General features: G+C 46.5%; 23 protein-coding genes. 7 read left to right on the forward strand and 16 right to left on the reverse strand.

The genetic code is table 11. From position 1 onward, the window contains the following. Positions 1-60: 60 nt before the first annotated feature. Both ppsA and ydiJ read left to right on the forward strand, forming a co-directional pair. Entirely contained in the window at positions 61-2442 is a 2382-nt protein-coding gene (gene ppsA, locus D3795_RS02800; RefSeq protein WP_310942381.1) for a phosphoenolpyruvate synthase, read from the forward strand. Between the two features lie 29 nt (positions 2443-2471). Next, positions 2472-5534, forward strand: a complete 3063-nt coding sequence (ydiJ, locus tag D3795_RS02805) for a D-2-hydroxyglutarate dehydrogenase YdiJ (protein ID WP_156266072.1) — start codon at positions 2472-2474, stop codon at positions 5532-5534. Here ydiJ and D3795_RS02810 read toward each other — a convergent pair. Continuing rightward, positions 5531-6574 (reverse strand): Glu/Leu/Phe/Val dehydrogenase dimerization domain-containing protein, encoded by a 1044-nt coding sequence (locus D3795_RS02810; protein ID WP_126758852.1) that lies wholly within the window; start codon positions 6572-6574, stop codon positions 5531-5533. The two genes, ydiJ and D3795_RS02810, sit on opposite strands and share 4 nt — an antisense overlap. A gap of 223 nt (positions 6575-6797) precedes the next feature. Here D3795_RS02810 and D3795_RS02815 point away from each other — a divergent pair, with 223 nt between their 5' ends. Beyond that, positions 6798-7220: a DUF4826 family protein gene (locus D3795_RS02815; protein WP_156266073.1), complete on the forward strand. Its 423-nt coding sequence runs from the start codon at positions 6798-6800 to the stop codon at positions 7218-7220. Here the strand turns inward: D3795_RS02815 and D3795_RS02820 are convergent. Genes D3795_RS02820 through D3795_RS02840 form a run of 5 tightly spaced genes read right to left on the reverse strand, consistent with a single transcriptional unit; the run spans position 7217 to position 12182 of the window. Next, positions 7217-8365, reverse strand: a complete 1149-nt coding sequence (locus tag D3795_RS02820; RefSeq protein ID WP_156266074.1) for a cupin domain-containing protein — start codon at positions 8363-8365, stop codon at positions 7217-7219. The genes D3795_RS02815 and D3795_RS02820 overlap by 4 nt on opposite strands. Continuing rightward, positions 8362-9735 carry an adenylosuccinate lyase gene (gene purB, locus D3795_RS02825; protein ID WP_156268934.1) on the reverse strand — a complete coding sequence of 458 codons (1374 nt, stop codon included), beginning with the start codon at positions 9733-9735 and terminating at the stop codon, positions 8362-8364. The genes D3795_RS02820 and purB overlap by 4 nt, the downstream gene beginning before the upstream one ends. Then, on the reverse strand, positions 9735-10394 hold the full coding sequence (gene hflD / locus D3795_RS02830) for a high frequency lysogenization protein HflD (protein WP_156266075.1): 660 nt from the start codon (positions 10392-10394) through the stop codon (positions 9735-9737). Before hflD ends, purB begins: the two co-directional genes overlap by 1 nt. Beyond that, a complete protein-coding gene (mnmA, locus tag D3795_RS02835) occupies positions 10394-11515 on the reverse strand; it encodes a tRNA 2-thiouridine(34) synthase MnmA (protein WP_375294522.1) in 1122 nt (373 codons plus the stop codon). Before mnmA ends, hflD begins: the two co-directional genes overlap by 1 nt. A 49-nt stretch (positions 11516-11564) precedes the next feature. After that, positions 11565-12182: a pseudouridine synthase gene (locus D3795_RS02840; protein WP_310942382.1), complete on the reverse strand. Its 618-nt coding sequence runs from the start codon at positions 12180-12182 to the stop codon at positions 11565-11567. Between the two features lie 126 nt (positions 12183-12308). Here D3795_RS02840 and D3795_RS02845 point away from each other — a divergent pair, with 126 nt between their 5' ends. Together D3795_RS02845 and D3795_RS02850 are read left to right on the forward strand one after the other, a co-directional pair. After that, positions 12309-13121: a DUF2189 domain-containing protein gene (locus tag D3795_RS02845; RefSeq protein WP_156266078.1), complete on the forward strand. Its 813-nt coding sequence runs from the start codon at positions 12309-12311 to the stop codon at positions 13119-13121. Between the two features lie 2 nt (positions 13122-13123). Further along, positions 13124-13966 (forward strand): glucosaminidase domain-containing protein, encoded by an 843-nt coding sequence (locus D3795_RS02850; RefSeq protein WP_156266079.1) that lies wholly within the window; start codon positions 13124-13126, stop codon positions 13964-13966. On the opposite strand, the gene ttcA is transcribed toward D3795_RS02850, so the two are convergent. The 10 genes from ttcA to ccoN form a co-directional block, all read right to left on the reverse strand. Then, complete coding sequence (gene ttcA, locus D3795_RS02855; protein ID WP_156266080.1) at positions 13941-14894, reverse strand: tRNA 2-thiocytidine(32) synthetase TtcA; 954 nt, start codon at positions 14892-14894, stop codon at positions 13941-13943. The two genes, D3795_RS02850 and ttcA, sit on opposite strands and share 26 nt — an antisense overlap. Before the next feature lie 45 nt (positions 14895-14939). After that, positions 14940-15869 carry a universal stress protein UspE gene (uspE, locus tag D3795_RS02860; RefSeq protein WP_156266081.1) on the reverse strand — a complete coding sequence of 310 codons (930 nt, stop codon included), beginning with the start codon at positions 15867-15869 and terminating at the stop codon, positions 14940-14942. Positions 15870-15939: 70 nt separating this feature from the next. Then, complete coding sequence (locus tag D3795_RS02865) at positions 15940-16611, reverse strand: sulfite exporter TauE/SafE family protein (protein WP_310942383.1); 672 nt, start codon at positions 16609-16611, stop codon at positions 15940-15942. Next, complete coding sequence (gene ccoS / locus D3795_RS02870; protein WP_156266083.1) at positions 16589-16801, reverse strand: cbb3-type cytochrome oxidase assembly protein CcoS; 213 nt, start codon at positions 16799-16801, stop codon at positions 16589-16591. Before ccoS ends, D3795_RS02865 begins: the two co-directional genes overlap by 23 nt. Beyond that, positions 16801-19230: a heavy metal translocating P-type ATPase gene (locus D3795_RS02875; protein ID WP_156266084.1), complete on the reverse strand. Its 2430-nt coding sequence runs from the start codon at positions 19228-19230 to the stop codon at positions 16801-16803. The genes ccoS and D3795_RS02875 overlap by 1 nt, the downstream gene beginning before the upstream one ends. A gap of 4 nt (positions 19231-19234) precedes the next feature. After that, complete coding sequence (locus D3795_RS02880; protein ID WP_156266085.1) at positions 19235-19732, reverse strand: FixH family protein; 498 nt, start codon at positions 19730-19732, stop codon at positions 19235-19237. A 61-nt stretch (positions 19733-19793) separates the two neighbouring features. Next, the gene (gene ccoP, locus D3795_RS02885; RefSeq protein ID WP_156266086.1) at positions 19794-20741 is read right to left on the reverse strand and encodes a cytochrome-c oxidase, cbb3-type subunit III; all 948 of its coding nucleotides are present in this window, start codon (positions 20739-20741) and stop codon (positions 19794-19796) included. Further along, the gene (locus D3795_RS02890) at positions 20734-20925 is read right to left on the reverse strand and encodes a cbb3-type cytochrome oxidase subunit 3 (protein WP_156266087.1); all 192 of its coding nucleotides are present in this window, start codon (positions 20923-20925) and stop codon (positions 20734-20736) included. The genes ccoP and D3795_RS02890 overlap by 8 nt, the downstream gene beginning before the upstream one ends. A 1-nt stretch (position 20926) precedes the next feature. After that, positions 20927-21547: a cytochrome-c oxidase, cbb3-type subunit II gene (ccoO, locus tag D3795_RS02895; RefSeq protein ID WP_092855024.1), complete on the reverse strand. Its 621-nt coding sequence runs from the start codon at positions 21545-21547 to the stop codon at positions 20927-20929. Positions 21548-21559: 12 nt separating this feature from the next. Continuing rightward, positions 21560-23029 carry a cytochrome-c oxidase, cbb3-type subunit I gene (gene ccoN / locus D3795_RS02900; RefSeq protein WP_156266088.1) on the reverse strand — a complete coding sequence of 490 codons (1470 nt, stop codon included), beginning with the start codon at positions 23027-23029 and terminating at the stop codon, positions 21560-21562. A 370-nt stretch (positions 23030-23399) separates the two neighbouring features. On the opposite strand from ccoN, the gene D3795_RS02905 reads away from it, so the two are divergent. Beyond that, on the forward strand, positions 23400-23645 hold the full coding sequence (locus D3795_RS02905; RefSeq protein ID WP_156266089.1) for a hypothetical protein: 246 nt from the start codon (positions 23400-23402) through the stop codon (positions 23643-23645). 73 nt (positions 23646-23718) lie between these two features. Next, positions 23719-24180: an NfeD family protein gene (locus D3795_RS02910; protein WP_156266090.1), complete on the forward strand. Its 462-nt coding sequence runs from the start codon at positions 23719-23721 to the stop codon at positions 24178-24180.

The raw sequence follows: 24180 nt of genomic DNA on the forward strand, positions 1-24180 counted from the left end.
TGCCATTCGGGCAGTCAATTAAGTGACTGTGTCACGCTAAAACTCCACGAGGAACTCAACGTGCAGAATAACGTACAAGATTATGTGCTTTGGTATGATCAATTAGGGATGAATGACGTCGGTCGTGTGGGCGGTAAAAACGCATCGCTTGGTGAAATGATAAGTCATTTGGCTGGAGTAGGTGTCGACGTGCCAAACGGCTTTGCAACGACAGCGGAAGCATTCAATGAGTTTCTCGAACAAAGTGGCGTGAATGAACGTATTCATGAAATTTTGGACGATTTGGATACCGATGATGTGAAAGCTTTGGCTGAAGCCGGTAAGAAAATTCGTCAATGGGTAATCGAAACCCCATTCCAGCCTGCACTAGATCAAGCCATTCGCGCCGCATACGAGCAGTTGAGCGGTGGTAACGATGAAGTCAGTTTTGCCGTGCGCAGTTCAGCTACAGCTGAAGATATGCCTGATGCATCGTTTGCGGGGCAGCAAGAAACGTTTCTAAACGTTCGTGGCATTGATGCCATTATGGAAGCGATTAAGCATGTATTCGCTTCGTTGTTTAATGACCGCGCTATTTCATATCGTGTGCACCAAGGTTATGACCATCGCGGTGTAGCTCTTTCTGCTGGTATTCAACGCATGGTGCGAAGCGACATTGCCGCATCAGGCGTTATGTTCTCAATTGATACCGAGTCTGGCTTTGACCAGGTTGTGTTTATCACCTCATCGTATGGTTTAGGTGAAATGGTGGTGCAGGGCGCAGTCAACCCTGACGAGTTCTATGTACACAAACCAACACTGAAAGCTGAGCGACCAGCCGTATTGCGCCGTAATTTAGGTAGCAAAAAAATTCAAATGATCTATTCGGACGCGACCGACCACGGCAAGCAAACCTCAATTGTCGATATCCCTGCAGAATTGTCTGACAAATTCTCGATTACTGACGACGAAGTTGAAGCGCTTGCTCGCCAAGCGGTAATTATCGAGCAGCATTATGGTCGTCCAATGGATATCGAATGGGCGAAGGATGGTATCGACGGTAAGCTTTATATTGTTCAAGCCCGTCCAGAGACCGTGCAGTCGAACAAAACGGGTCAAGCGCTTGAGCGCTACGCGTTAAAATCAAAAAGTGATGTGATAGCGGAAGGTCGTGCTATCGGTCAAAAGATTGGCGCGGGTGTTGCACGTGTTCTCAATAACATTTCAGAAATGGACAAAGTGCAGCCAGGCGATGTCTTGGTTACGGACATGACAGACCCAGATTGGGAACCAATCATGAAGCGCGCTTCGGCAATTGTTACTAACCGTGGTGGACGTACCTGTCACGCAGCGATTATTGCGCGTGAGCTTGGTATTCCTGCGGTGGTGGGTTGTGGCGATGCCACTGATAAGATTGCTGCCGGAATACCTGTCACTGTGTCGTGTGCCGAAGGTGATACGGGTTACATCTACAACGGTGAGTTAGAATTTGACGTGACCACGTCAGATGTTGGCGACATGCCAGCCTTACCGTTAAAAATTATGATGAACGTTGGTAACCCTGATAGGGCCTTCGATTTTGCCAGTTTGCCACATGCAGGCGTTGGTTTGGCTCGCTTGGAGTTCATTATTAATCGCATGATTGGCGTGCATCCGAAAGCGTTGTTGAACTTCGACCAACAGAGCCCGGAATTACAAAAACAGATTCGTGGTTACATGGCGGGTTATGAAAGCCCTCGCGAATACTATGTTGGTAAACTTACCGAAGGCATTGCCACCTTAGCGGCGGCGTTCTCACCAGAGCGCGTTATTGTTCGTATGTCTGATTTCAAATCGAACGAATATGCGAATTTGGTTGGCGGACGCCAGTACGAACCGCATGAAGAAAACCCAATGCTCGGCTTCCGCGGTGCTTCACGTTATATTTCAGAAGAATTTCGCGATTGTTTTGCGATGGAATGTGACGCTATCAAACGTGTGCGTAATGATATGGGGCTGACCAATGTTGAGGTGATGATTCCATTCGTACGTACTCTTGAAGAAGGTCGCAAAGTAATTGAGTTGCTTGCAGAACAAGGATTGGTGCAGGGCGAAAATGGCTTGCGTGTCATTATGATGTGCGAATTACCATCGAACGCATTATTAGCTGAGCAGTTCCTAGATATTTTTGATGGGTTCTCAATTGGTTCAAACGACTTAACCCAATTAACTCTGGGCCTCGATCGCGATTCTGGCGTCATTGCGCATTTATTTGATGAACGCAATGAAGCGGTGAAAGCAATGCTCGCTATGGCAATTCAAGCCGCGAAAAAGAAAGGCAAATACGTGGGTATTTGTGGTCAAGGGCCATCGGATCATGCTGACTTTGCTGCTTGGTTGGTTGAGCAAGGCATCGATTCAGTATCGTTGAACCCTGACACGGTGGTTGAGACTTGGTTGTACCTAGCTGAGCATCACGCCTAATAGATACATGCAATAAACGAGCGCGTTTTATGTCGAATTCGGATCACGTATTACCGGTATTTTCAGCATTTGAACGGCGTGAAACGCGCGTCGAAACCATTTATCAAAACTATTTGTTAGCCCTTGAGCGGGCTGGCTTTGACGGTGATATCGACGGTTCATATAGTGGCCGCTTAATTGCGGCAACTGACAATAGCGTCTATCAGCAATTACCTCAAGCAGTGTTGTACCCGCGGACTACTGAGGCGGTGCAACAAGCATTCTCGCTCGCCCAGCAAGATACCTTTCGCAGTATTCAGTTTTCACCTCGCGGTGGCGGCACCGGTACTAATGGCCAGTCACTCACTGCTGGTATTGTGATTGATTTAAGCCGCTATTTTAATCACGTACTCGAAATTGATGCGGAAGCCAGCTGGGTTCGTTGCCAAACCGGTGTGGTTAAAGACGCACTCAATGATGCCGTGCGTGCAGATGGGCTGTTTTTCTCACCTGATTTATCCACCAGTAACCGTGCCACCATTGGCGGTATGATCAATACCGATGCCTCAGGGCAAGGGTCGTTGGTTTACGGTAAAACTAGCGATCACATCTTGGAATTGAAAGCTGTTCTACTCAATGGTGAGTGTATCACCACGGCACCAAAGCCTTTAGCCGAGGCGGAACAGATTGCTGCCGGAGATAGTTTAGAAGCGGCAATTTATCGGCAAGCTATCGCGACTTGTGTTGGACAGCGTGCTGCAATTGATGACAAATTCCCGCCGTTGAATCGATTTTTGACTGGCTATGATCTGAAGCATTGTTACGATCCAGCTCGTGAACAGATTGATATTTCGCGGTTGTTGGCAGGCTCAGAAGGTACCTTAGCATGTATTGTTGAGGCTCGCTTAAACCTGACGGCTATTCCACGGCACAAAGTACTGGTGAACGTGAAATACAGTGATTTTCATGCCGCATTACGTAACGCGCCGTTTTTAGTCAAAGCAAGAGCAACGTCGGTCGAAACCATTGACAGTAATGTCTTAGATTTAGCCCGTAACGACATTATTTGGCATCAAGTTGCTGAGCAACTGCAGGATGTACCAAATAAACCAATGCGTGGCATTAATATGGTGGAATTTACCGCCGTCGAAGACGCTGAAATCGATGACAAAGTCGAATGGTTAACGAAAACGCTCGATGAGCTGATTCAAGCAGAGCCTGAATTGGGCATTATTGGCTATCAAGTGTGTCGTGATGCAGCGAGCATTCAAACGATTTATGCGATGCGCAAAAAAGCAGTGGGATTACTCGGTGCCACAAAAGGGCGTCGAAAGCCGGTTGCGTTCGCCGAAGATACGGCCGTTCCGCCTGAACAGTTGGCTGATTTTATTGCTGAATTTCGAACGTTACTTGATGAGCATCAATTGCATTACGGCATGTTCGGTCATGTTGATGCTGGTGTGTTACATGTACGCCCGGCACTGGACATGAACGATCCTGACGATGAAGTATTACTGCGCAAAATTAGTGATCAAGTGGCCGAATTGACCGCGAAATATGGCGGTTTGATGTGGGGGGAGCACGGTAAAGGCTACCGCTCTGAATACGCACCGAGTTTTTTTGGTGAAGATTTGTATCAGGAAATACAAAAAATTAAAGCCGTCTTTGACTCTGAGAACCGTCTAAATCCGGGTAAAATTTGTACGCCTTGGGGAACAGATGCGCAACTGGTTTCAGTGGATGCCACCAAACGTGGTTACTTTGACCGACAAATACCTGTCAGTATTCGTGATGATTACCAAGCAGCAATGAACTGTAACGGCAATGGTTTGTGCTTTAACTATGCCGCCGATTCAGCCATGTGTCCGTCGTTTAAAGCAACGGGCGATCGTCGTAATTCACCGAAAGGCCGAGCGACGCTAATTCGCGAATGGTTACGCTTAAATGCCGCGCAGAACTTTGATCCATCAGGGGTTCCGAAGCAAACGCGTTTGGAATTATTGAAACAAGTTCCGAGTGCAGAGCAATTTGATTTTAATCATGAAGTTAAAGCGGCCATGGATAGTTGTTTGGCGTGTAAGGCATGCGCGAGTCAGTGCCCGGTAAAAGTTGATGTACCGAGTTTCCGCGCTAAGTTTCTGGCTTGGTATTACAGTTTATACCGCCGTCCGAGCAAAGATTATTTAGTTAAGAATGTTGAGTCACTGGGGCGCGTTATGGCGAAGTGGCCACGCATTAGCAACTTCGTTAGCCACAACCCACTAAGCGCTTCGTTAACACGCAAGTGGTTCGGGTATGTCGATGCACCAAAACTATCCGTTCCTTCAACATCGGTGCGATGGAAAGCACACCAATGGCCGCAGTTAAATGAGGAACAATTAGCGCAGTTGACCGTTGAAGAGCGGCAGAAGTGCGTGGTGGTGGTGCAAGACCCATTTACCAGTTTTTACGAAGCTGATTTGCTAGAGGCTTTCGGAAAAATCGCCGAGCAGTTGGGTTACAAGCCCGTTCTGTTGGCATTTAAAGGGAACGGCAAAGCTCAGCATGTAAAGGGCTTTTTAGACGACTTTAGCCGCACGGTTGATACGGTTGTGGCGCAGTTGAATCAGGTTGCGGCATTAGAGCTGCCAATGATTGGGCTCGATGCATCTACGGTGTTATGTTTGCATGACGAATATCGCGATTACACCAAGCAACCACTCAATTATCAGGTTCAGTTGGTGCAGGAGTGGTTGTTGGCTGTATTACCTGAGCGTGCATCAGCGCTGGCGATGAAATCACCGCAGCGAGCACTGCAGCTGTTATCCCATTGCACGGAACAAACCGCAGTGCCAAAGGCAGCTAAAGCGTGGCAGCAGATTTTTAATTTCTGGCAAATTCCGCTACAGGTCGAAGCAACAGGGTGTTGTGGTATGGCTGGCACGTTTGGTCATGAAATTGAAAATCAGCAGGTTAGTCAAACGCTTTATGATATGAGCTGGCGTCAGAAGGTTGAGAAATCTGAAGTTATCACGTTAGCCACAGGCTTTTCGTGCCGTTCGCAAATAAAAAGAATGAGCACAAAAAAGCGGGCACTACACCCGCTTCAATGGTTAGCAGAAAACTGCGCTTAACGCGCAGCTTTCGCCTTAGCAATCACTTCACGAGCCATTTGATCGGCAATCTCGCCAGTCGGGCGCTTTTCAGCAGCCGAACGTGTAAAGATTTGATCTAAGGTGTCGTAAATGTCGCGTACGCGCTTGTCAGTTTCTTCACGGCTCATGTTCGCCGCTTCGCTACAGACGTGAATAACACCACCGGCGTTAATGACGTAATCTGGTGCATACAAGATGCCCATATCCATCACAATTTTGTCATGAGCAGGTGTCGCTAATTGGTTGTTTGCACTACCTGCAATGATTTTCGCTTTAATTTGCTTCAGCGTTTCATCATTAACGGTAGCGCCAAGTGCACATGGCGCATAAACATCTACATCAAGACCATAAATGTCATCTAAACCAACAACAGTAGCGTTCAGTTCTTCCGCTGCGCGTTGACAAGCTTCCTCGTTAATATCGGTTACGAATAACTGAGCACCTTCTTTAGCACAGTATTCAGCAAAGTCGTAACCAACAGCGCCAAGACCCTGAACAGCTATTTTCAAGCCATTGAGGTTGTCACTACCGAATTTATGCTTCGCCGCAGCTTTTAAACCTAAATAAGTACCAAGCGCAGTATGAGGTGAAGGATCACCTGCTTTTTCTGCGGTACCAGCTACGTAGCTAGTTTCTTCAGCGACATAAGCGATATCGCTGGTGCGAATATTCACGTCTTCGGCTGTGATATAACGACCGCTGAGCGAGTTGACAAAACGACCATAGGCACGCATTAATTCTGGTGTTTTAATTGTTTTAGCGTCGCCAATGATAACTGCTTTACCGCCACCAAGTGGCAAGCCGGCTAGGGCGCTTTTGTAAGTCATACCGCGAGACAGACGAAGTACGTCGGTTAATGCTTCGGCCGACGATGCATAATTCCACAAGCGAGTTCCGCCTAATGATGGCCCAAGCGTGGTGTCGTGGATGGCAATGATTGCTTTTAAACCTGTTTCTTTATCATGACAAAACACGACTTGTTCGTGTTGGTCGAACTCTTTGTGTTCGAATAGAGACATTCTAGGTATTCCTCGTTCATCCCAAAAATTGCGCGAACATTATCATTTTGACGGGTATTTCGCTAGTGAATTACTGAAATAAACTGTTAACGTTTACGTCAACTGTTGCAAGCAAAGTTTACACCCAGAAAAACCGTTGCGTTTGCGCTTGAAAGCGGTAGTATGACTGGGTGTTTACAGTGTATTTAACAACGAATAACAAGTAGTAAAGCGAGAATTAACTATGGTAGAACAACAACCTGAAGCAATGACCGAAGAGCAAGTGTCAGCTTGGGTTCGTGAGCATTTTCAGGCCGCTAACAAATATTTGGCGGAACAGGGAATTATTAGCGACCAAATTTTATCGAAAGACAGCCGATATCTAGCGCCGTATGTTGCGGTGTGGAAATTTAATACGCAAGATAAGAAGACGTTATGGGTTATTAACGGTGATGTACCGACTGACGTTATCGGTGAGAAAGCAGCAAAAGATGCCCGCGATGCCATGCGTTATTTCGCGTTGCGTTGGCAGATGCAAGCTGAAGGGGTGTTACAGCAGGCTAAAAACGATCCTGAAAAGCAACGCTATGCGCACTATCTCGTGAATCGTGCAGAGAATCTGTATCAGTTAAGTACAAGCAAAGATTTGTGGCAGCAACAAGACTAATCTTGCTGCGTTACCACATCGATGACACCCGCATTAATGAGGTCGCAACATAACATTGCGGCCTTTTTATTTGCCAAATGGTCGGCGATATTCGTCAACGCCAAGTCATCCCATAACTCACCCAGTACGCGTGCAAATGAGAGTAGGCTTTGCTCAATAGGCCACGCTTCGCCATTGCTATAGAGCATGTCTTGATTTGGGCCTAATAGAATTCTCGCGCCAGGCGTGCGGACAAGTAAAGTATCTTCCGACTCTGCTAATTCATTTAATTCGTCAGGAGTAATCGTGCCTTCTGGATGCGGTAATGGTCGTTTACTTTGCGACATTACCAGCAACAAAGCATGGTCGAGGTCGAGCTGTTGCCATGATTGCAATAGAAATTCGCGCGCATGGGCGAGCTGCTTCGCATCGACAACGAACGCAGAACCAAAGTCATCTTGTTCAGCGTCACGATAACGCGGTAATTTCACTTCGTTCAACTGGCTTAGGGTATCGGCAACTGAAGCGCCAAATTCCGCTGCATTTGGGGCGCGAAAACCGACCGAGTAATTCAGGCTTGGCTCAAGCGCAATGCCGTTGTGTGGGCATCCTGCTGGAATGTACAGCATGTCACCAGGTTCAAGCACCACATCAATGAGCGGCTCGAATTCATCCGCCAATTGCTTCAAGTCGGGGTGCGGACAATGCTCGTTGGCATTGGTAACTCGTGCACCAACTTGCCAGTGACGACGACCTAAACCTTGAATTATAAATACGTCATATTGATCTAAGTGGGGGCCGACACCACCATTTTCAGTAGCAAAACTGATCATCACATCATCGATGCGCCAGTCGGGTAGAAAGCGAAATGGGGCTATGAGTTGTTGTACTTCAGGTACCCATTCGTTCACCGACTGTACCAATAAGGTCCAACCTTCTTCGCCAAATTCTTCATATGATTCAAACGGTCCGTGCACCACGTTCCAAGTGTTGTCATGATTCTCGATGACACGCGAATCGACACCTTCTTCTAGCGCAAGACCGGCAAGAATCTCTGGTTCGATTAAATCATTGAATTGACTAAACGCACCGCGAATGAGGCGCGGCTGTTTCTGCCACGCCTCGCGTAAAAACTCGCGGGGGTCTAAGTTCAAGGTTAAGCTCATGCGTCAAGCTCATCAACAAAGGCAATCGCTCGACCAATATAGGTTGCCGGTGTTAATTGTTTGAGTTCTTGCTTTGCTGCATCTGGCATGTCGAGGTTATCAATGAATGTTGCCATTGCAGCTTGATCAACACGCTTACCACGAGTCAACTCTTTGAGCTTTTCGTACGGTTTTTCAATGCCATAACGACGCATAACAGTTTGGACTGGCTCAGCTAACAACTCCCAGTTGGAGTCGAGTTCACGTAACAAGTTATCTGCGTTTACTTCAAGCTTGCTGATACCTTTTAACGTTGCTTGGTAAGCAATTAACGCATAAGCAAAACCGACACCTAAGTTTCGCAGTACGGTTGAATCGGTAAGATCTCGCTGCCAGCGGCTGACTGGAAGTTTCTGCGCCAAATGCGCCATGATTGCGTTGGCAAGACCCAGATTACCTTCTGAGTTTTCGAAATCAATTGGATTCACTTTGTGCGGCATGGTTGATGAACCAACTTCACCGGCAATGGTGCGTTGCTTGAAATGATTGAGGGCAATATAACCCCACACATCGCGGTTAAAGTCGATCACAATCGTATTGAAGCGTGCGACCGCGTCAAAAAGCTCGGCAATGTAATCATGCGGCTCAATTTGCGTGGTGTAGGCGTTCCAGCTAAGGCCGAGTGAGGTAACAAATTGCTCGGATACCTGATGCCAGTTCACGTTCGGATAGGCGGCTAGATGCGCATTATAGTTACCAACCGCACCGTTAATTTTACCGAGTAAAGGTACTGCGCAGAGTTGTTCTAACTGGCGCTGTAAACGAACAAAAACGTTCGCCATTTCTTTGCCCATGGTTGTCGGTGTTGCTGGCTGGCCGTGAGTGCGAGCCATCATTGGTACAGATTTGTGCTCAATTGCCAACGCTTTAATGGCGGCGGTAAGTTCACGCATGCTTGGTAGCATCACGTCATTCAGTGCTTCACGTAACATCAGCGCATGTGACAAGTTATTAATATCTTCTGAGGTGCAAGCAAAGTGAATGAACTCGTTAATGGCATTCAATTCAGCATTCTCGGCTACTTTTTCTTTCAAAAAGTATTCAACGGCTTTTACGTCATGATTCGTGGTACGTTCGATATCTTTTACGCGCTGCGCATCTTGCTCAGAGAAGTTATCGATAATATCTTGCAAAAATGCATTCGCATCATTTGATAGTGCTGGCACTTCAGTAATTTCCGCGACAGTAGCTAACTGTTGAAGCCAACGGATTTCTACCACCACACGATTTCGAATGAGTCCATATTCGCTGAACATTGGGCGCAGGGCAGCGGCTTTGCTACCGTAGCGACCGTCAACAGGCGACAGGGCGGTTAATGCAGAAAGATTCATCATGATAAAGGCTCCGAGTGCTCACGTAATTCGCGTAAAAGTTGCTGGGCGATGCGTACCATACGCTGCCGATTGAAAATGAAATGGCGACGTTTGCCACCGAGTTGCCGCCACAATACGGCATTGCGCACTCCAGCTAAGAGGAGGGCGCGGATTAAATGTTGATTACTAGGTTGCTGTAAAAATTCTTGTTTACCATTAATTTTTAATGGTTGCCCTAATGGCGAAATTAAATCGCTGTAGGTACTTCCCATACTAGCGACAATGGTGTCGTCACTAAATTGGAAATCATGCTTTTGTCGCTGCATTTGGGTGATGCGCTGACCTAGTTCCTGTAATGCTTTATCGGAACGACTCAAACGGCGCTCTAAAGCAAGAATGCCGACAACATAACGGGTCACTTCCACGTCTTTGTCGCGCGTGGCGCCAATTTGCTGCAATAAACTCTCGAGTCCAAGGCGCAGGTCACTTAAATTGGGGTACATTGCTTTGACGCTGTCGGGGTTTTGATTCAGAACGCTATCCATAACGACACGACCTGCATTCACTTCGCGAATACTGCCGAATCGCGCCACTTGCTTCACTGCTGCCGCAGCCTGTGTAAGCGCAGCAAGCGCAATAACGCGTTCAAACCATTCGTCGCGTTGCAGCGCCGTCATCAGAGCAATACCTCGTGGTCGGCAAGACGTTGCTCGATAATGCCGCCGCCAAGACAGACTTCATCTTGATAAAATACGGCCGATTGCCCTGGGGTGACAGCAGCAACTGGCTCATTGAATTCAACCTGAACCGACCCATTCGGCATTGGCGTAACGCGGCAAGGAATATCTTGCTGGCGATAACGTGTTTTAACCACACAGGTAAATGGCTGTTGTGGCTGTTCGCGATCAACCCAATGTAATTGACCAGCAATCAAACCGGTGGAATAAAGGCGAGGATGATGTTTGCCTTGCGCGACTATTAATACATTCCGTGCTACATCCTTATCAACCACATACCACGGCTCATCACTTGAGTCGGCAAGGCCACCAATATGTAATCCTTTACGTTGACCAAGCGTGTGATACATCAAGCCTTCGTGCTGGCCGAGCTCAACGCCGTCTACCGATTCAATTGGGCCAGGTTGTGCAGGAAGATATTGCTGTAGGAAGTCCTTAAACTTACGCTCACCAATAAAGCAAATACCAGTTGAGTCTTTTTTATCGGCCGTGACTAATCCTTGTTCTTCCGCAATGCGACGTACTTCTGGCTTTTCGAGCTCGCCAACCGGGAACAGAGTTTGAGCAACATGTGAGTGAGCCAGTGTATACAGGAAATAACTTTGATCTTTATTATTGTCTAGCCCGCGCAACAGTTGGAATTTACCGTTATGCTCGCGACGGCGCACATAATGTCCAGTTGCGATATAATCCGCACCTAAAGCGACAGCAGCAAACTCAAGGAACGCCTTAAATTTGATTTCCTTATTGCACATAATATCTGGGTTTGGCGTACGTCCTGCTCGGTACTCTTCTAAAAAGTACTCGAACACGTTATCCCAGTATTCTGCAGCGAAATTCACGGTATGTAGCGGAATACCTAACTTTTCGCAAACTGCTTCAGCATCAGCCAAATCACTAGCCGCAGCACAATATTCGTCGGTATCATCTTCTTCCCAATTCTTCATGAACAAGCCTTCAACTTGATAACCTTGTTGCATGAGTAGGTACGCAGATACGGAGGAATCAACCCCGCCTGACATTCCGACGATAACTTTTTTGTTGGCGTTTTCGCTTGGCATCACAGACATTTATTTCAATTACACTCACAGTTCATAATGGCGGCGGATTTTACCACACAGGAGGCTCTTCGCGCCACTCGCCTGGCTGCAAACCACGCAACAGCCATTTACCAATGCCAGCGCGAATGAGACGAAGTGTTGGATGACCAATAGCCGCTGTCATACGACGCACTTGGCGGTTACGACCTTCGCTAATTTTGATGCAGAGCCAGCAATCAGGAACACTTTTACGTTCGCGCACCGGCGGGTTACGTGGCCATAAATTCATCGGCTCATCCATAACAAATGCTTCGGCAGGTAGCGTCATGCCGTCATTCAATTCAACGCCATCGCGCAGTTGTTGCAATGCCGATTCAGTTGGAACGCCTTCAACCTGCACCCAATAGGTTTTTGTCATTTTATGTTTCGGGTGACTAATTTTGTGTTGCAGATCGCCATCGTTCGTTAATAACAATAAACCTTCGCTATCTTTATCGAGGCGACCAGCAGGATATACGTCATTAAATGGTACAAGACCTTTTAATGTCTGTTCACCATCGGAACCTGAAAATTGACTTAAGACGCCATACGGTTTGTTCAAGAGTACGAGTTTAGGGTTTGCTGGGCGAGGGCGGCTTGGTGTCGTCTTGCGCCGTGAAAATCGACGTTGCGGTTTACCCGTGTTCACGAGAACTCCTTGAATTAACGAAAAACTTAGAAACACATTATCCCACAAGTTCACCCTAATGACATTGGTAAGCTCCTCGGGCATGCCGTATAATTGCCAATAAAACACATTATGGAGAATAAACGCGTGTCAAATAACTCAAATAATACGGCACCTAAGATAGCTGCTGGAGATTTTAGCCGAGCGTTACGTGGTGAGATCAAATTAACGGTCGGTCCTTTATTGCAACGCTCGTGGGATATCACGTTGCGCTCACTACCGTGGATGTTGGGCGTTTTTATTGCGGTGATGCTGCTGAATATGGTGGTCTCTGAAATATTGATGACGTTGTTGCCTTACGATGAACAAGCGATGGCGAACCCAGAAAATATCGACTGGGAACAAGTCAACCTTGGTAATTTTGCAATTAGCAGCTTGCTACAAGAATTAATTTTAGCGCCATTTGCAGCCATGCTGATTTTTGTCGGTATGTTGAATGCCATTGATCAAAAGCCAAGCTTTAGCAAGTTGCGTGGGGTTTTGCAGTTTGCTCCACAACTTATGTTGGTTGCACTATTGAAGTTGATTGTGATGGTGTTGGGGGCTGGTATTATTCTTGGCGTTTTCCAATTTATCAGTGTTGGCCTCGCCATCTTGCTAGGCGTACTCGTCGCGATTTACCTGCAACTGGTGATGATGTTAGCGGTACCGCTTATTATTGACCGCCAACTGAGCGCCGTTCGCGCCTTGATTGCGTCGTTTTTGGTGATCAATAAAGCCATGTTCCCCGTACTTGGATTAATGGTATTGGTTGGCATTATTGTTGTGATTAGTGCATTACCATTGTTGTTAGGGTTGATATTCACACTACCAATGGCATTTAACGCGATTGGTGTTGTCTATAACTCGCTTGTGGGAGTTGAAGGTAATAATCAACTAAATCAAGATATTACGGAGTAACTATGCGGTTTTTAGGCTGGGCTGTTGCGGTCGTTTTAGTCGTGTTGGCAATTTGGCTGCCAACACAGCTTCACGTACAGCCAGAGAGTATTCATGAATCAGAAGCAACAACTGAGTTGCCGCAAGTTGGCACGGTTGTCGACGTTCCTGATTTCAATCAGTTCGCAGATGTGCGCGATAAGAAACAGGCGTTTTTTAGTTTTCTGGCGCCAATTGTTCAAGTCGAGAACTCTACGATTGAGCAAGAGCGTGAGCAGATTGTTCGTATTCAAGAACACTTGTTAGCCGGCAATAAATTGTCGAATGCGCAAACCAAAGCGTTTGCGACCATCGCCAAGCGTTACAATGTTGAAATTGATACCAACGATTATGAGGCGACGTTTGCTGTGTTGTTGCGTCGTGTTGACGTCGTTCCAGAGGCTTTAGTGCTAGTTCAAGCTGCCAACGAATCGGGGTGGGGTACATCGCGTTTTGCTACTGAAGCGTTAAATTTCTTTGGACAGTGGTGTTTCAGAAAAGGCTGTGGTTTAGTACCTGATGCACGCGTTGATGGCATGAACCATGAAGTGCGTAAATTCTCATCGGTCAATGCATCAGTTCGAAGCTATTTACGTAACATCAATACCCATCCAGCGTATTTTGAGTTGCGTCAATTGCGTGCTGAAAAACGGGCGTCAGGAGCGGATGTTCGTGCGCTCGATTTAACCCCGGGCTTGCTAAGCTATTCAGAGCGGGGCGAAGAATACATTCACGAATTAAATTCAATGATACGTGTTAATCGCCCAATCATCTTTGATGTGCTGGAGCCTAACCCGAATCCTAACTTAAATTCAGCACCCGAATAACCCCATTACTGCCGGCTTGGTCTTGGTCGGCAGCATCATCTTCCTCGTCGCGATAATTCAGAAAATCAGTTGGTGCACTATGGTCAAACGCTTGGTCACCATCCGGATTTTCTTCACCAGTTGCATGGATATTTTTAAAATCGTACAGCTCAGGGTCAGCTAAGTGCGATGGCACAATATTTTGTAGCGCCGTAAACATACTCTCAATGCGACCCGGATACTGGCGATCCCACTGCTTTAATAAATCTTTGATGACTTTACGCTGCAGATTTTCCTGCGAACCACACAAGTTGCATGGAATGATCGGAAAATTCATGTGCTCTGCATATTTGGCGATATCTTTTTCACGCGTGTAGGCAAGAGGGCGGATCACGACGTGCTTGCCATTGTCGCTGACTAATTTTGGTGGCATGGATTTCATTTTGCCGCCGTAAAACATATTCAGCATGAGTGTTTCGAGCATGTCATCACGATGGTGACCAAGAGCAATTTTTGTCGCTCCGAGCTCTTCAGCGACACGATACAGAATACCACGACGTAAACGCGAACAGAGCGAGCAGGTGGTTTTTCCTTCAGGAATTTTCTCTTTCACGATGCTGTAGGTGTCTTCTTCTATAATGCGAAAATCAACACCTTCAGCGGTTAAATACTCAGGCAAAATATGTTCAGGGAAGCCTGGCTGTTTCTGATCTAAATTGACCGCAACAATCTCGAATTTTACCGGTGCAATGCGTTGTAAGAATCGCAAAATATCTAGCAACGTATAACTATCTTTACCACCAGACAAACACACCATGATTTTGTCGCCATCTTCAATCATATTGAAATCTTGAATGGCTTCGCCGACCGTGCGACGGATGCGTTTTTGTAACTTATTAAAGTTGTACTGTTGTTTCTTGGCTTGTGCCGACGTTGCTGCTGCGCTCATGAACACCTAACTACTTAATCGTTGATTCGAGAAAAACGGCCGCGATTATAACTTAATTGGCGAAACAAATCCCTCAGGTTTTACGGCCAATAAATCACAATTAATCGATTCAATTACATGTTCGGCGGTATTGCCCAACAACGCAGCTGAAAATCCAGTTCGCCCAATTGTTCCTAGTACAACCAATTCAGCATCGAGTTCGTCAGCGAGTTCTGGAATGACCTGCTCAGGCAGCCCTTCAAGTACATGTTGTTGGGTTGGTGGAATATGATAGGGCATCGCGTGCTCTGCTAACGCAATCTTATGATTTTCTTCGATGGTTTCGCGATAATTCGAGGTGTCGAATTCGGGGATTTCAGCGGCAATGGTAATGGGTGCACCCGGAAAAGCGTTTACTAAATGCACTTCGCTTTGCAAGCAGCTGGCAAAATTAATCGCCGCTTCAGTTACCTGACGATTTAGTGAACGGTGGTGGTCATGTTCACCCGTTGTATGAATCGCAGCAAGAATTTTTCCATGTTCCGGCCAATCATGCTCTTTTACTAATAAAACTTTACACGGTGCCTTGCGCAATAGGTGCCAGTCGGTTGGCGTAAACAGCAGGGCTGCTAAGCCTTCGCGTTCATGCGTTGCTTTGACAATAATGTCGTAATCGCCTTCCATTGCGGTTTCGATAATGGCTTCAAATGGACGGTTGTGCCAGAGTACTTTCACGTCGAAATTGATATCGCGTGTGTTGTAATCTTCAAGGAGATCATTAATCCAAACGTTACGATCATTGATCAAACTGTCACGCATGGTATTGCGTTCATCGGCTGCCAACATGGTCGTCATTTCATACGAAAAATCATAAATGGAAATCATGAAGGTAACATGTGCACCGCTGATACGCGCGAGGTGAAGAGCGCGATTCAAGGCCTTTTGCTGCTGCCGGTCGGCGTCTAGAACCGCTAGAATTTTCTTTACGCAAGTCATAAAACACCTCAACTGTCATTAACGTTCATGACTTTGAGTCTAGCTAAACTTTTGCGAAACAGCCAAGTGATTAAAGTAGTTGTAATTGACGTAAGGCAATAATTAACGTCCACAGACCGTAGACGATCATTAACGCCCCCATCAGTTGACGAAAGCCTTTTGATTTAAGAAGTTGCTGCAGATTATGGCTAAGCCAGCCAAATGCGAACATAGCGGGGAGGGTACCAAGCCCAAATGTGGCCATATATAAGCCACCTTGCGTGGCTGAACCGCTAATTGCCGCCCAACTTAAGGCGCTATACACCAACCCGCACGGCAGCCATCCCCATAACATACCGGCTCCAAACAGACTGGCATAACTGGAATGACGTTGGCGAAATCGTGCTGCGAGTGGTTGTAGACGATGCCATAATGGTTGTCCTAAACGCTCAAGATAGCGTAAGCCAAACCACCACTGCCCAAGATACAAGCCAAAAGCAACTAAAATGAAAGCTGCGACTATGCGCAGGCCAATTAGCCCTTGATCAGCTAATGCGGCAATACTTCCAACCGCCGCGCCGATGGCTATACCAGCTATGGTATAGGAAGTAATGCGGCCGAGATTATAGATAAAAAGCTTTGATTTATTAATCTGACCCGCGAAGGCGCCGGCGATACCACCACACATCATGATGCAGTGGCCAGCTCCGGCTAAGCCCATTAGGAATGCGGCAAACCAATCAACGTTCATCAGTGTGCTCATTGGAATCGTCGTCGGATGCGCTTGTTTTATCGGAGTGCGGTTTGGTTGGAGCTTGATCATCAAGCAAAATATTCATTCCTTGCCGTTCAAGATCTTCAAATTGATCACTTCTAACGGCGAAGAAAAATACCGCAACTGCAATCACAACAAATAAAAGAGCAACTGGAATCAAAACATATAAGCTATCCATTATCGGTATAACCTCAGCGAGTTGAGTAACACGATCAAGGAACTAAGCGACATGCCAATGGCGGCAACATAAGGGGTGACGAAACCCGCCATCGCAACTGGCAGAATACCAATGTTATAGATCAATGCCCACAGGATATTTTGCCGTAAAATATTGCGTGCCTTGTAGGTGATCTCTCTAAATTGGCTGAGCGCACTAAATTGATTGCGAAGCAGCACAACGTCGGCCGCTGTTCGTGCCAAATCGGCGGCATGTCCGAACGTAATCGAGACATCTGCCTGTGCTAATACTGGCCCATCATTTAAGCCATCACCAATCATCGCAACGGGCCCTTCGGCCTGTGCAGCTGACAGTTTATCTAGCTTATCGGCCGGCAATAAATTCGCAAAAACTTGGCTGATACCCAGCTCAGACGCTACCGGTTGAGCAAGCTCTAACCGATCGCCCGTAATCATAATAACGTCAATACCTGCCGCTTGCATTGCGATAACGGTCGCTTTGGTATCGTCACGCAGTTTATCGCCAACATGCAATTCAGCGAGGACAGCCTCTGATGTGGCGAGAAAGATTTGCGCGCTAGCTAATAATGGAGTGAAAGTAGGGTGCCACTGTTGAATATACCGCAGGCTACCAATTCGAATGCTCAAATCACGATCAGCGCACGGCCAATTTCCCTCAAGCCCAAAGCCTGCTTTATTGACGACATTGGTGACGTCTATTCGCTCGTGGGTTAATTGGCGCAGTGGCGCTGCAAGTGGATGCTCAGAATGACTTTCTAGCGCTTGCACTAAGGCTTTCACGGTGAATTCATCAATGTGCTGTGTATAAACGTGTAGTTGCTGAATTTCAAATTCACCGGTTGTTAACGTGCCGGTCTTATCGACAAACACGGTTTTAACCTCCGGAAGTACCTGCAAGACGTCTGCATTGCGTAGCAGAATTCCGGATTTATTCAACTTATGAATTGCCCCTGTCACTGCGGTTGGGGCCGCCAAGGCAAGGGCGCATGGGCAGGTTGCAACAAGTACTGACAAGGTTACCCAGAATGCTTCGGCTGGGTCGATAACCGTCCAAATTAAGAATGTTGCGGCAGCCAACATCAGAATGCGAACAACAAATTTACTTGCCATTCGTTCGGCTACTCGCGCAAGCTTTGGTTTCCGTGATAAGGCTAAGTCTTGCAGCTCAATAATGCTTGCTAGCACGGTTTCTTGTTGGATAGCCGATACTTTGATGAGAATCGCTTGCTGTTGATTCAGGCTGCCGGCTAAAACCGTATCGTGCTGATGTTTATTCACCAAACGGCTTTCGCCGGTGAGAATACTTTCATTCACGCTAGCGCTTTGGCTTAACAGCTCGCCGTCAGCAGGAATGGTCGTACCTGGAAGCACTTGAATGACATCACCTAGCTGTAAACGATTCACTGCTACCGATTCATAGTCACCGCTCGCGGTTTGCCGTTGTGCTACAGCCGGCAGCAATTTAACTAAGTTTGAAGCGGCGCTGACTGCTTTTTGGCGGGCAAGCAACTCGAAATAGCGCCCCACTAATAAAAAGAAGGTGAACATGGCAACCGATTCAAAATACACCTCGCCTTCATTTATGAACGTTGCGTAGGCACTCGCGCCATACGCTGATAATAAGGCAAAGGTAACGGGAACATCCATATTTGGACGTCCTGCTTGAATACTTCGAATAGCGCTAATGTAGAAGGGTTGAGCGCTATACAACAGCACTGGGGTTGCCATAAACAAGCTAATCCACCACATAAACTGCCGTAATTCCGCATCGAGGTCACTAACCACGCCAAAATATAAACCGATGGCAAGCATCATGACTTGCATGGTTGCTAAACCAGCAACACCTAAGCGCGTGACGAAATAGCGACGGCGCTGCTTAAATTCTTGTTCTTGATTCGCCGCCTGAAACGGTAGCGCCCGATAGCCAAGTTCGGCAATGGCCTGCAATAGTTTACTGAGTTTCACCGAATCTGGTTGCCAACGTATCGTAACGCGCTCGGTGGTTGCGTTCACTTGAACTAGCTGTACACCCGGTAGTCGATTGAGGTGCTGCTCAATCAGCCATGCGCAGGCTGAACAAGTCATACCTTCAATAGAAAGATTAATACTGCGCAATCCGTCCTCTGAACGTGTAAATTGCTGCTGCAACTCTTCATCGTCATAGGCGGTTAATTGTTTTAACTCTTCAGGTACAAGTGGTACCTGCAGCGGATTGCTGGTATCTCGATATTGATAAAAGTGCAGAAGGTTTTGCTGCGCAATGGTTTCGGCGACAGCTTGGCAGCCATAACAGCACACTGAATAGTTCGTGTTATTCAGTGTGACACCGTAACCACCATCGTCAGGTAGCGGCTGAAGACAATGGAAACACAAACCATCAGGTACGTTAGGTAACGTCGCGCTCGTCATTAATTTAAACGCCGTAAGTTAACGGCTTGATAGCGAGCTCTCGATAGGCAGGAAGGTGAACTTGCTGCGTTACCCGCCAGCTACCATCGAATGGCGTAATGGTGATGGTCCATTTACCTTCTTCGTTAGCAGGAAGACGACCGCGGTAGACACCTTGTGCATCTGCGGTAAGGGTTACGGTGAAATCTTTCTCGGCAAGGGTGGTGTGATAAAAGTTAACTTTCAATGCACTAAATTGTGATGGTTTACCACTCGTGTAGGCGAGGCTAAAGGCATCATCAGTTTGCTTAAACGTAAACTCAATGTTCAGCGCTTGTGCGGCTTGAACCTTTTCGACCTGAGCGTTAATACCACGTCCTTTTTTATAATAATCATCAACCACCATCGGGTTGTCACCATAACCACTGGCTATGGTTAATGTAATGGTCATAGCGATGACAACGGAAAATGGGATGAGCATTAAGAACCACGGCCAAAACTGCTTATACCAAGGCTTTTGCATACGACACAAACCTCAACTTATTCATTAAAATAAAAAACCCCGCAGGAGCGGGGCTTTTCGATTAGTCCTGCGATAGTCCGTAAACGTACGAGCTAATAACATGGATTTTATCCTCTCCGAGAATATCTTTCCATGCCGGCATGACACCGTTACGACCGTTGCGTAAAGTTTCTTCGATAGCTTCTTGCGAACCGCCATATAACCAAATGTTATCGGTTAAGTTTGGTGCGCCAAGAGCTTGATTACCTTTGGCGTCAGCGCCATGACAAGCTGAACAAACAGCAAAGTTTGCTTGGCCTGCTTTTGCTAACTCAGGGTCAACTTTACGACCACTTAAACTCATAACGTAGGTTGCAAGCTCAGTAATTTGTTGATCGTTAAACTGAGTTTGTGCAGGCATAACGCCGTTACGACCAGCAATCAAAGTCTGTTTAATGGCTTGTGGGCTGCCACCGTATAACCAATCGTTGTCGGTTAGGTTAGGGAAGCCTTTACCGCCCATTGCGTTCGAACCGTGGCACTGAGCACAGTTCTGAATAAACAAACGTTGACCGATTTTTACAGCTTCCGGATCTTGTGCCAAATCTTCAATTGAACGCTCTGATAAAGCAGCAAATACCGGACCGAATTTTTCTTCGGCTTGGTCGATTTGACGATCATATTCAACAATCAAACCAGCTTCGCGAGCTGCTTCAGTTGCTTGTTTGGATTCTTCTAATGAACGAACATCTTGGTTCGAGCTACTCCAACCAAGTAGGCCGGCAAAGTTACCCAAGCCAGGATACAGCGCTAAATAGAGGAAACCCCATACAATTGTGATCCAGAATAAAATGGTCCACCATTTCGGCATTGGGTTGTTAATTTCCACGATACCGTCAAATTCGTGGTCCATTAATTCGCCTTCTTTAATACCAGTGTAGTTACTCATGTTCCAGCGTAATAGCCAGATAATAACCACCAAGAAGGCTAAAGTTAGGACAATAATCCATGCACTCCAGAAGCTACTCATTATTCTTCGACTCCTGTTTGGTACTGTCGTTGGTTACCGACGATTTCTCATCTTCGTCAAAAATGGAGTTGGCGGCTTCATCAAAGTTTTTCTTTTGACCTTTGCTGTAAGCCCACCAAACCACACCAATAAACAGTACGAAAACTAATACGGTGTAAAAACTACGCCAAGTGATGTAATCCATCTTACTCAGCCTGCGTCAAACCAGTTCCAAGCACTTGCAAATAGGCAATCAAGGCTTCCATTTCTGTTTTGCCTGCAACTGCTGCCTTTGCACCGGCAATTTCTTCGTCGGTGTAAGGCGCTCCAAATGAACGGAATACTTCCATCTTCTTCGCTGTCAACTCACCATCAAGGGTGTTTTCAGCGAGCCATGGAAATCCTGGCATGTTTGACTCTGGAACCACGTCACGCGGATTCATCAAGTGAACATAGTGCCATTCGTCACTATAACGACCACCAACACGCGCAAGATCAGGACCCGTACGTTTTGAGCCCCATAAGAAAGGGCGCTCCCATACGTGCTCACCGGCGAGTGAATAATGACCGTAACGCTCAGTTTCCGAACGGAAAGGGCGGATCATTTGACTGTGACAGTTGTTACAGCCTTCACGAATATAAATATCACGGCCTTCCATTTGCAGTGCGGTATATGGTTTTAATCCAACAACCGGTTCATTCGTCTGCTTTTGGAACAGTAGCGGGGTAATTTCAACCAGACCGCCAATGGAAATGGCGATAGTCATGGCTACCGCCAGCCAACCAACACGTTTTTCAAGAAATGCGTGTTTAACGTTCTTGCTCATTATATCGACTCCTTAGGCTGACTGAGTTGCTGCTGGAGCAGGGCTAGGTTGTGTAGATGCCGCACCAACATGTTCAACAGTTGGTTTGCCAGCACGAATAGTGCGATACACGTTCACGGCCATCAATACCATACCGGTGACGATAAATAAGCCACCAACAAAGCGGATAAACCAGAACGGATACGACGCAACGACACTCTCAACGAAACTATACGTTAAGGTACCGTCAGTTGCGTTCACCGCACGCCACATCAGACCTTGCATAACACCAGAAATCCAGAGGGCGACGATATACAGCACCACACCAATGGTGTGTAGCCAGAAGTGGATGTTGATCCAACGAACGTTGTGCATTTGCGTTTGGTTCCACAAACGTGGAATGAGGTAGTACAACGAGCCGATGGTGATCATTGCTACCCAACCTAGTGCACCTGAGTGTACGTGGCCAATGGTCCAGTCAGTGTAGTGAGACAGCGCATTCACCGATTTAATCGCCATCATTGGGCCTTCGAACGTTGACATGCCGTAGAACGACAATGACACGATCAAGAAGCGCAAAATAGGGTCGGTTTTCAGTTTGTGCCACGCACCTGATAAAGTCATGATACCGTTAATCATACCGCCCCATGACGGAACGAATAGAATCACTGACATCACCATACCTAACGACTGTGTCCAGTCTGGTAGCGCGGTATAGTGCAAGTGGTGCGGACCGGCCCAAATGTATAACGAGATAAGAGCCCAGAAGTGCACAACGGATAGGCGATAAGAGTAAACTGGGCGTTCAGCTTGTTTAGGAACAAAATAATACATCATGCCCAAAAAGCCTGCGGTTAATAGGAAACCTACCGCATTATGCCCATACCACCATTGAACCATTGCATCAGTTGCACCCGCATAGAGGCTGTATGATTTTGTGAATGACACAGGAACAGCCATGCTGTTAACAATGTGCAACACGGCGATGGTCACAATAAAACCGCCATAGAACCAGTTGGCAACGTAAATGTGAGACGTTTTGCGCTGCACCAACGTACCAAAGAAGACAATGATATAAGCCACCCAAACGAGGGCAATCAAAATATCAATTGGCCATTCAAGCTCGGCATATTCTTTCGAGCTAGTTAAACCTAACGGCAAAGTAATAACTGCTAGGACAATAACCGCTTGCCAGCCCCAAAATACAAAGCTAGCTAACTTATCTGAGAATAACGCTGTTTTACATGTTTTCTGAACAATGTAGAACGATGTTCCCATCAAAGCAGACGTACCGAATGCGAAAATCACTGCATTGGTATGCAATGGACGTAACCGTGAATAGGTTAACCATGGCGTGTCAAAGTTTAATTCTGGCCAGATCAGCTGCGCAGCAATAAATACGCCGACTGTCATGCCAATGATTCCCCAAATTACGGTCATTATGGCAAACTGCCGTACGACCTTTAGGTTGTATTCGATTTGTTGTGGATTCGTTTGGCTCATTTTTGTTTTCCGCGTTGATGCTCTGAAAGATTAAGACAGAGTAACGTGACAAATAATAGGTTGCCTGTCCGTTCCCTTATCGGTAGTTTGACAAACGCAGTTATTTTACGAGTTTTGAACCAAGAAAAACAGGCTGAAAACAGGAAAAATAAGCGGTTTACAGGCGCTTGGCGAAATTTTATGCACTTCATCCAATTCCATTTTTTAGGTAAAAAATACCCTTATGAAAGTTAAGGTCTTTATTTTCGCGCTTTTGAGCGTTTTCTTGTTAAGTAGTTGTGAACATCAACAACCACGACAACAGCATAGCTCAAAAGCAAAAATCTTCCATAAGATTGATCCGGATCAACCTCTGGTGGAGGAGCCATTTGTGATTACTTTTACGACGCCAGCAGAAGTATTGCTGGAAAATGGCAAAATAGAAGGTATCTCTATGTATATGGGAAGTATTCCGCTCATTCTCGAGCAAATTGCAGTTGGCAAATGGCAGGCGAAATTGTGGTTAGGCGCATGTAGCGATCCGCAAATGCAATGGCAGGGGACGGTGCCGTGGCGCCATCGCGAAAATTCAATACGCGGTGTTTACGTTTTTCAATTTAAGACAGAAACCAATTGAAACAATTAATACAAGTGTCAAACCCAACAGCGTGCTATAGTTTTTTCAGTAACAAATTTAACAAGGTGGCTACATGTCTATCGCATTAATATGGATTTTGGTTGGCGTTGCGCTCATTATCTCGGAGCTTTTACTGACCAGCGTTGTTGCTGTGTTTTTAGGCATTGGTGCAATCATAACAGGGCTGTTAATTCATTGGGGATTGATTGATGATTTGGCAATTCAATTTGCGGTTTTCGGAATTGTGAGCTTGGTGAGCCTATTATTGGCCCGAGGTCGTATTAAGCGGTGGTTTACGGGCTACACGGCCGACGAAGATGAAACAAAACCCAATTTTCAACGTGATATTGGAGCTCGAGTTACCGTAGTTAAAGCATTCAATCACGGCGCTGGTCGCGTGGTTTTGAACGGTGTTCAATGGGATGCTTTTTCAGAAGATGACTTACAAGTGGGAGATACCGCTTGGGTCGTGGCAAACGAAGGAATTCAGCTTACGGTGCAAAAAGAACGGATTTATTCTAAAGGAGAAAAATAA

Origin of the sequence: Pseudidiomarina andamanensis (assembly GCF_009734345.1) — a bacterium.
GTDB lineage: Bacteria > Pseudomonadota > Gammaproteobacteria > Enterobacterales > Alteromonadaceae > Pseudidiomarina > Pseudidiomarina andamanensis.

What these genes read in the sequence shown, in the direction of transcription:
- hflD (WP_156266075.1), bottom strand. Translation starts at nt 10,394, where the DNA reads ATGACGGCGCTGCAACGCGACGAATGGTTTGAACGCGTTATTGCGCTT.
- D3795_RS02810 (WP_126758852.1), bottom strand. Translation starts at nt 6,574, where the DNA reads ATGTCTCTATTCGAACACAAAGAGTTCGACCAACACGAACAAGTCGTG.
- ttcA (WP_156266080.1), bottom strand. Translation starts at nt 14,894, where the DNA reads ATGAGCGCAGCAGCAACGTCGGCACAAGCCAAGAAACAACAGTACAAC.
- D3795_RS02890 (WP_156266087.1), bottom strand. Translation starts at nt 20,925, where the DNA reads ATGGATTACATCACTTGGCGTAGTTTTTACACCGTATTAGTTTTCGTA.
- ydiJ (WP_156266072.1), top strand. Translation starts at nt 2,472, where the DNA reads ATGTCGAATTCGGATCACGTATTACCGGTATTTTCAGCATTTGAACGG.
- D3795_RS02815 (WP_156266073.1), top strand. Translation starts at nt 6,798, where the DNA reads ATGGTAGAACAACAACCTGAAGCAATGACCGAAGAGCAAGTGTCAGCT.
- D3795_RS02910 (WP_156266090.1), top strand. Translation starts at nt 23,719, where the DNA reads ATGTCTATCGCATTAATATGGATTTTGGTTGGCGTTGCGCTCATTATC.
- D3795_RS02875 (WP_156266084.1), bottom strand. Translation starts at nt 19,230, where the DNA reads ATGACGAGCGCGACGTTACCTAACGTACCTGATGGTTTGTGTTTCCAT.
- ccoP (WP_156266086.1), bottom strand. Translation starts at nt 20,741, where the DNA reads ATGAGTAGCTTCTGGAGTGCATGGATTATTGTCCTAACTTTAGCCTTC.
- ccoS (WP_156266083.1), bottom strand. Translation starts at nt 16,801, where the DNA reads ATGGATAGCTTATATGTTTTGATTCCAGTTGCTCTTTTATTTGTTGTG.
- purB (WP_156268934.1), bottom strand. Translation starts at nt 9,735, where the DNA reads ATGAATCTTTCTGCATTAACCGCCCTGTCGCCTGTTGACGGTCGCTAC.
- D3795_RS02850 (WP_156266079.1), top strand. Translation starts at nt 13,124, where the DNA reads ATGCGGTTTTTAGGCTGGGCTGTTGCGGTCGTTTTAGTCGTGTTGGCA.
- mnmA (WP_375294522.1), bottom strand. Translation starts at nt 11,515, where the DNA reads ATGCCAAGCGAAAACGCCAACAAAAAAGTTATCGTCGGAATGTCAGGC.
- uspE (WP_156266081.1), bottom strand. Translation starts at nt 15,869, where the DNA reads ATGACTTGCGTAAAGAAAATTCTAGCGGTTCTAGACGCCGACCGGCAG.
- D3795_RS02880 (WP_156266085.1), bottom strand. Translation starts at nt 19,732, where the DNA reads ATGCAAAAGCCTTGGTATAAGCAGTTTTGGCCGTGGTTCTTAATGCTC.
- ccoO (WP_092855024.1), bottom strand. Translation starts at nt 21,547, where the DNA reads ATGAGCAAGAACGTTAAACACGCATTTCTTGAAAAACGTGTTGGTTGG.
- D3795_RS02865 (WP_310942383.1), bottom strand. Translation starts at nt 16,611, where the DNA reads ATGAGCACACTGATGAACGTTGATTGGTTTGCCGCATTCCTAATGGGC.
- ccoN (WP_156266088.1), bottom strand. Translation starts at nt 23,029, where the DNA reads ATGAGCCAAACGAATCCACAACAAATCGAATACAACCTAAAGGTCGTA.
- D3795_RS02820 (WP_156266074.1), bottom strand. Translation starts at nt 8,365, where the DNA reads ATGAGCTTAACCTTGAACTTAGACCCCCGCGAGTTTTTACGCGAGGCG.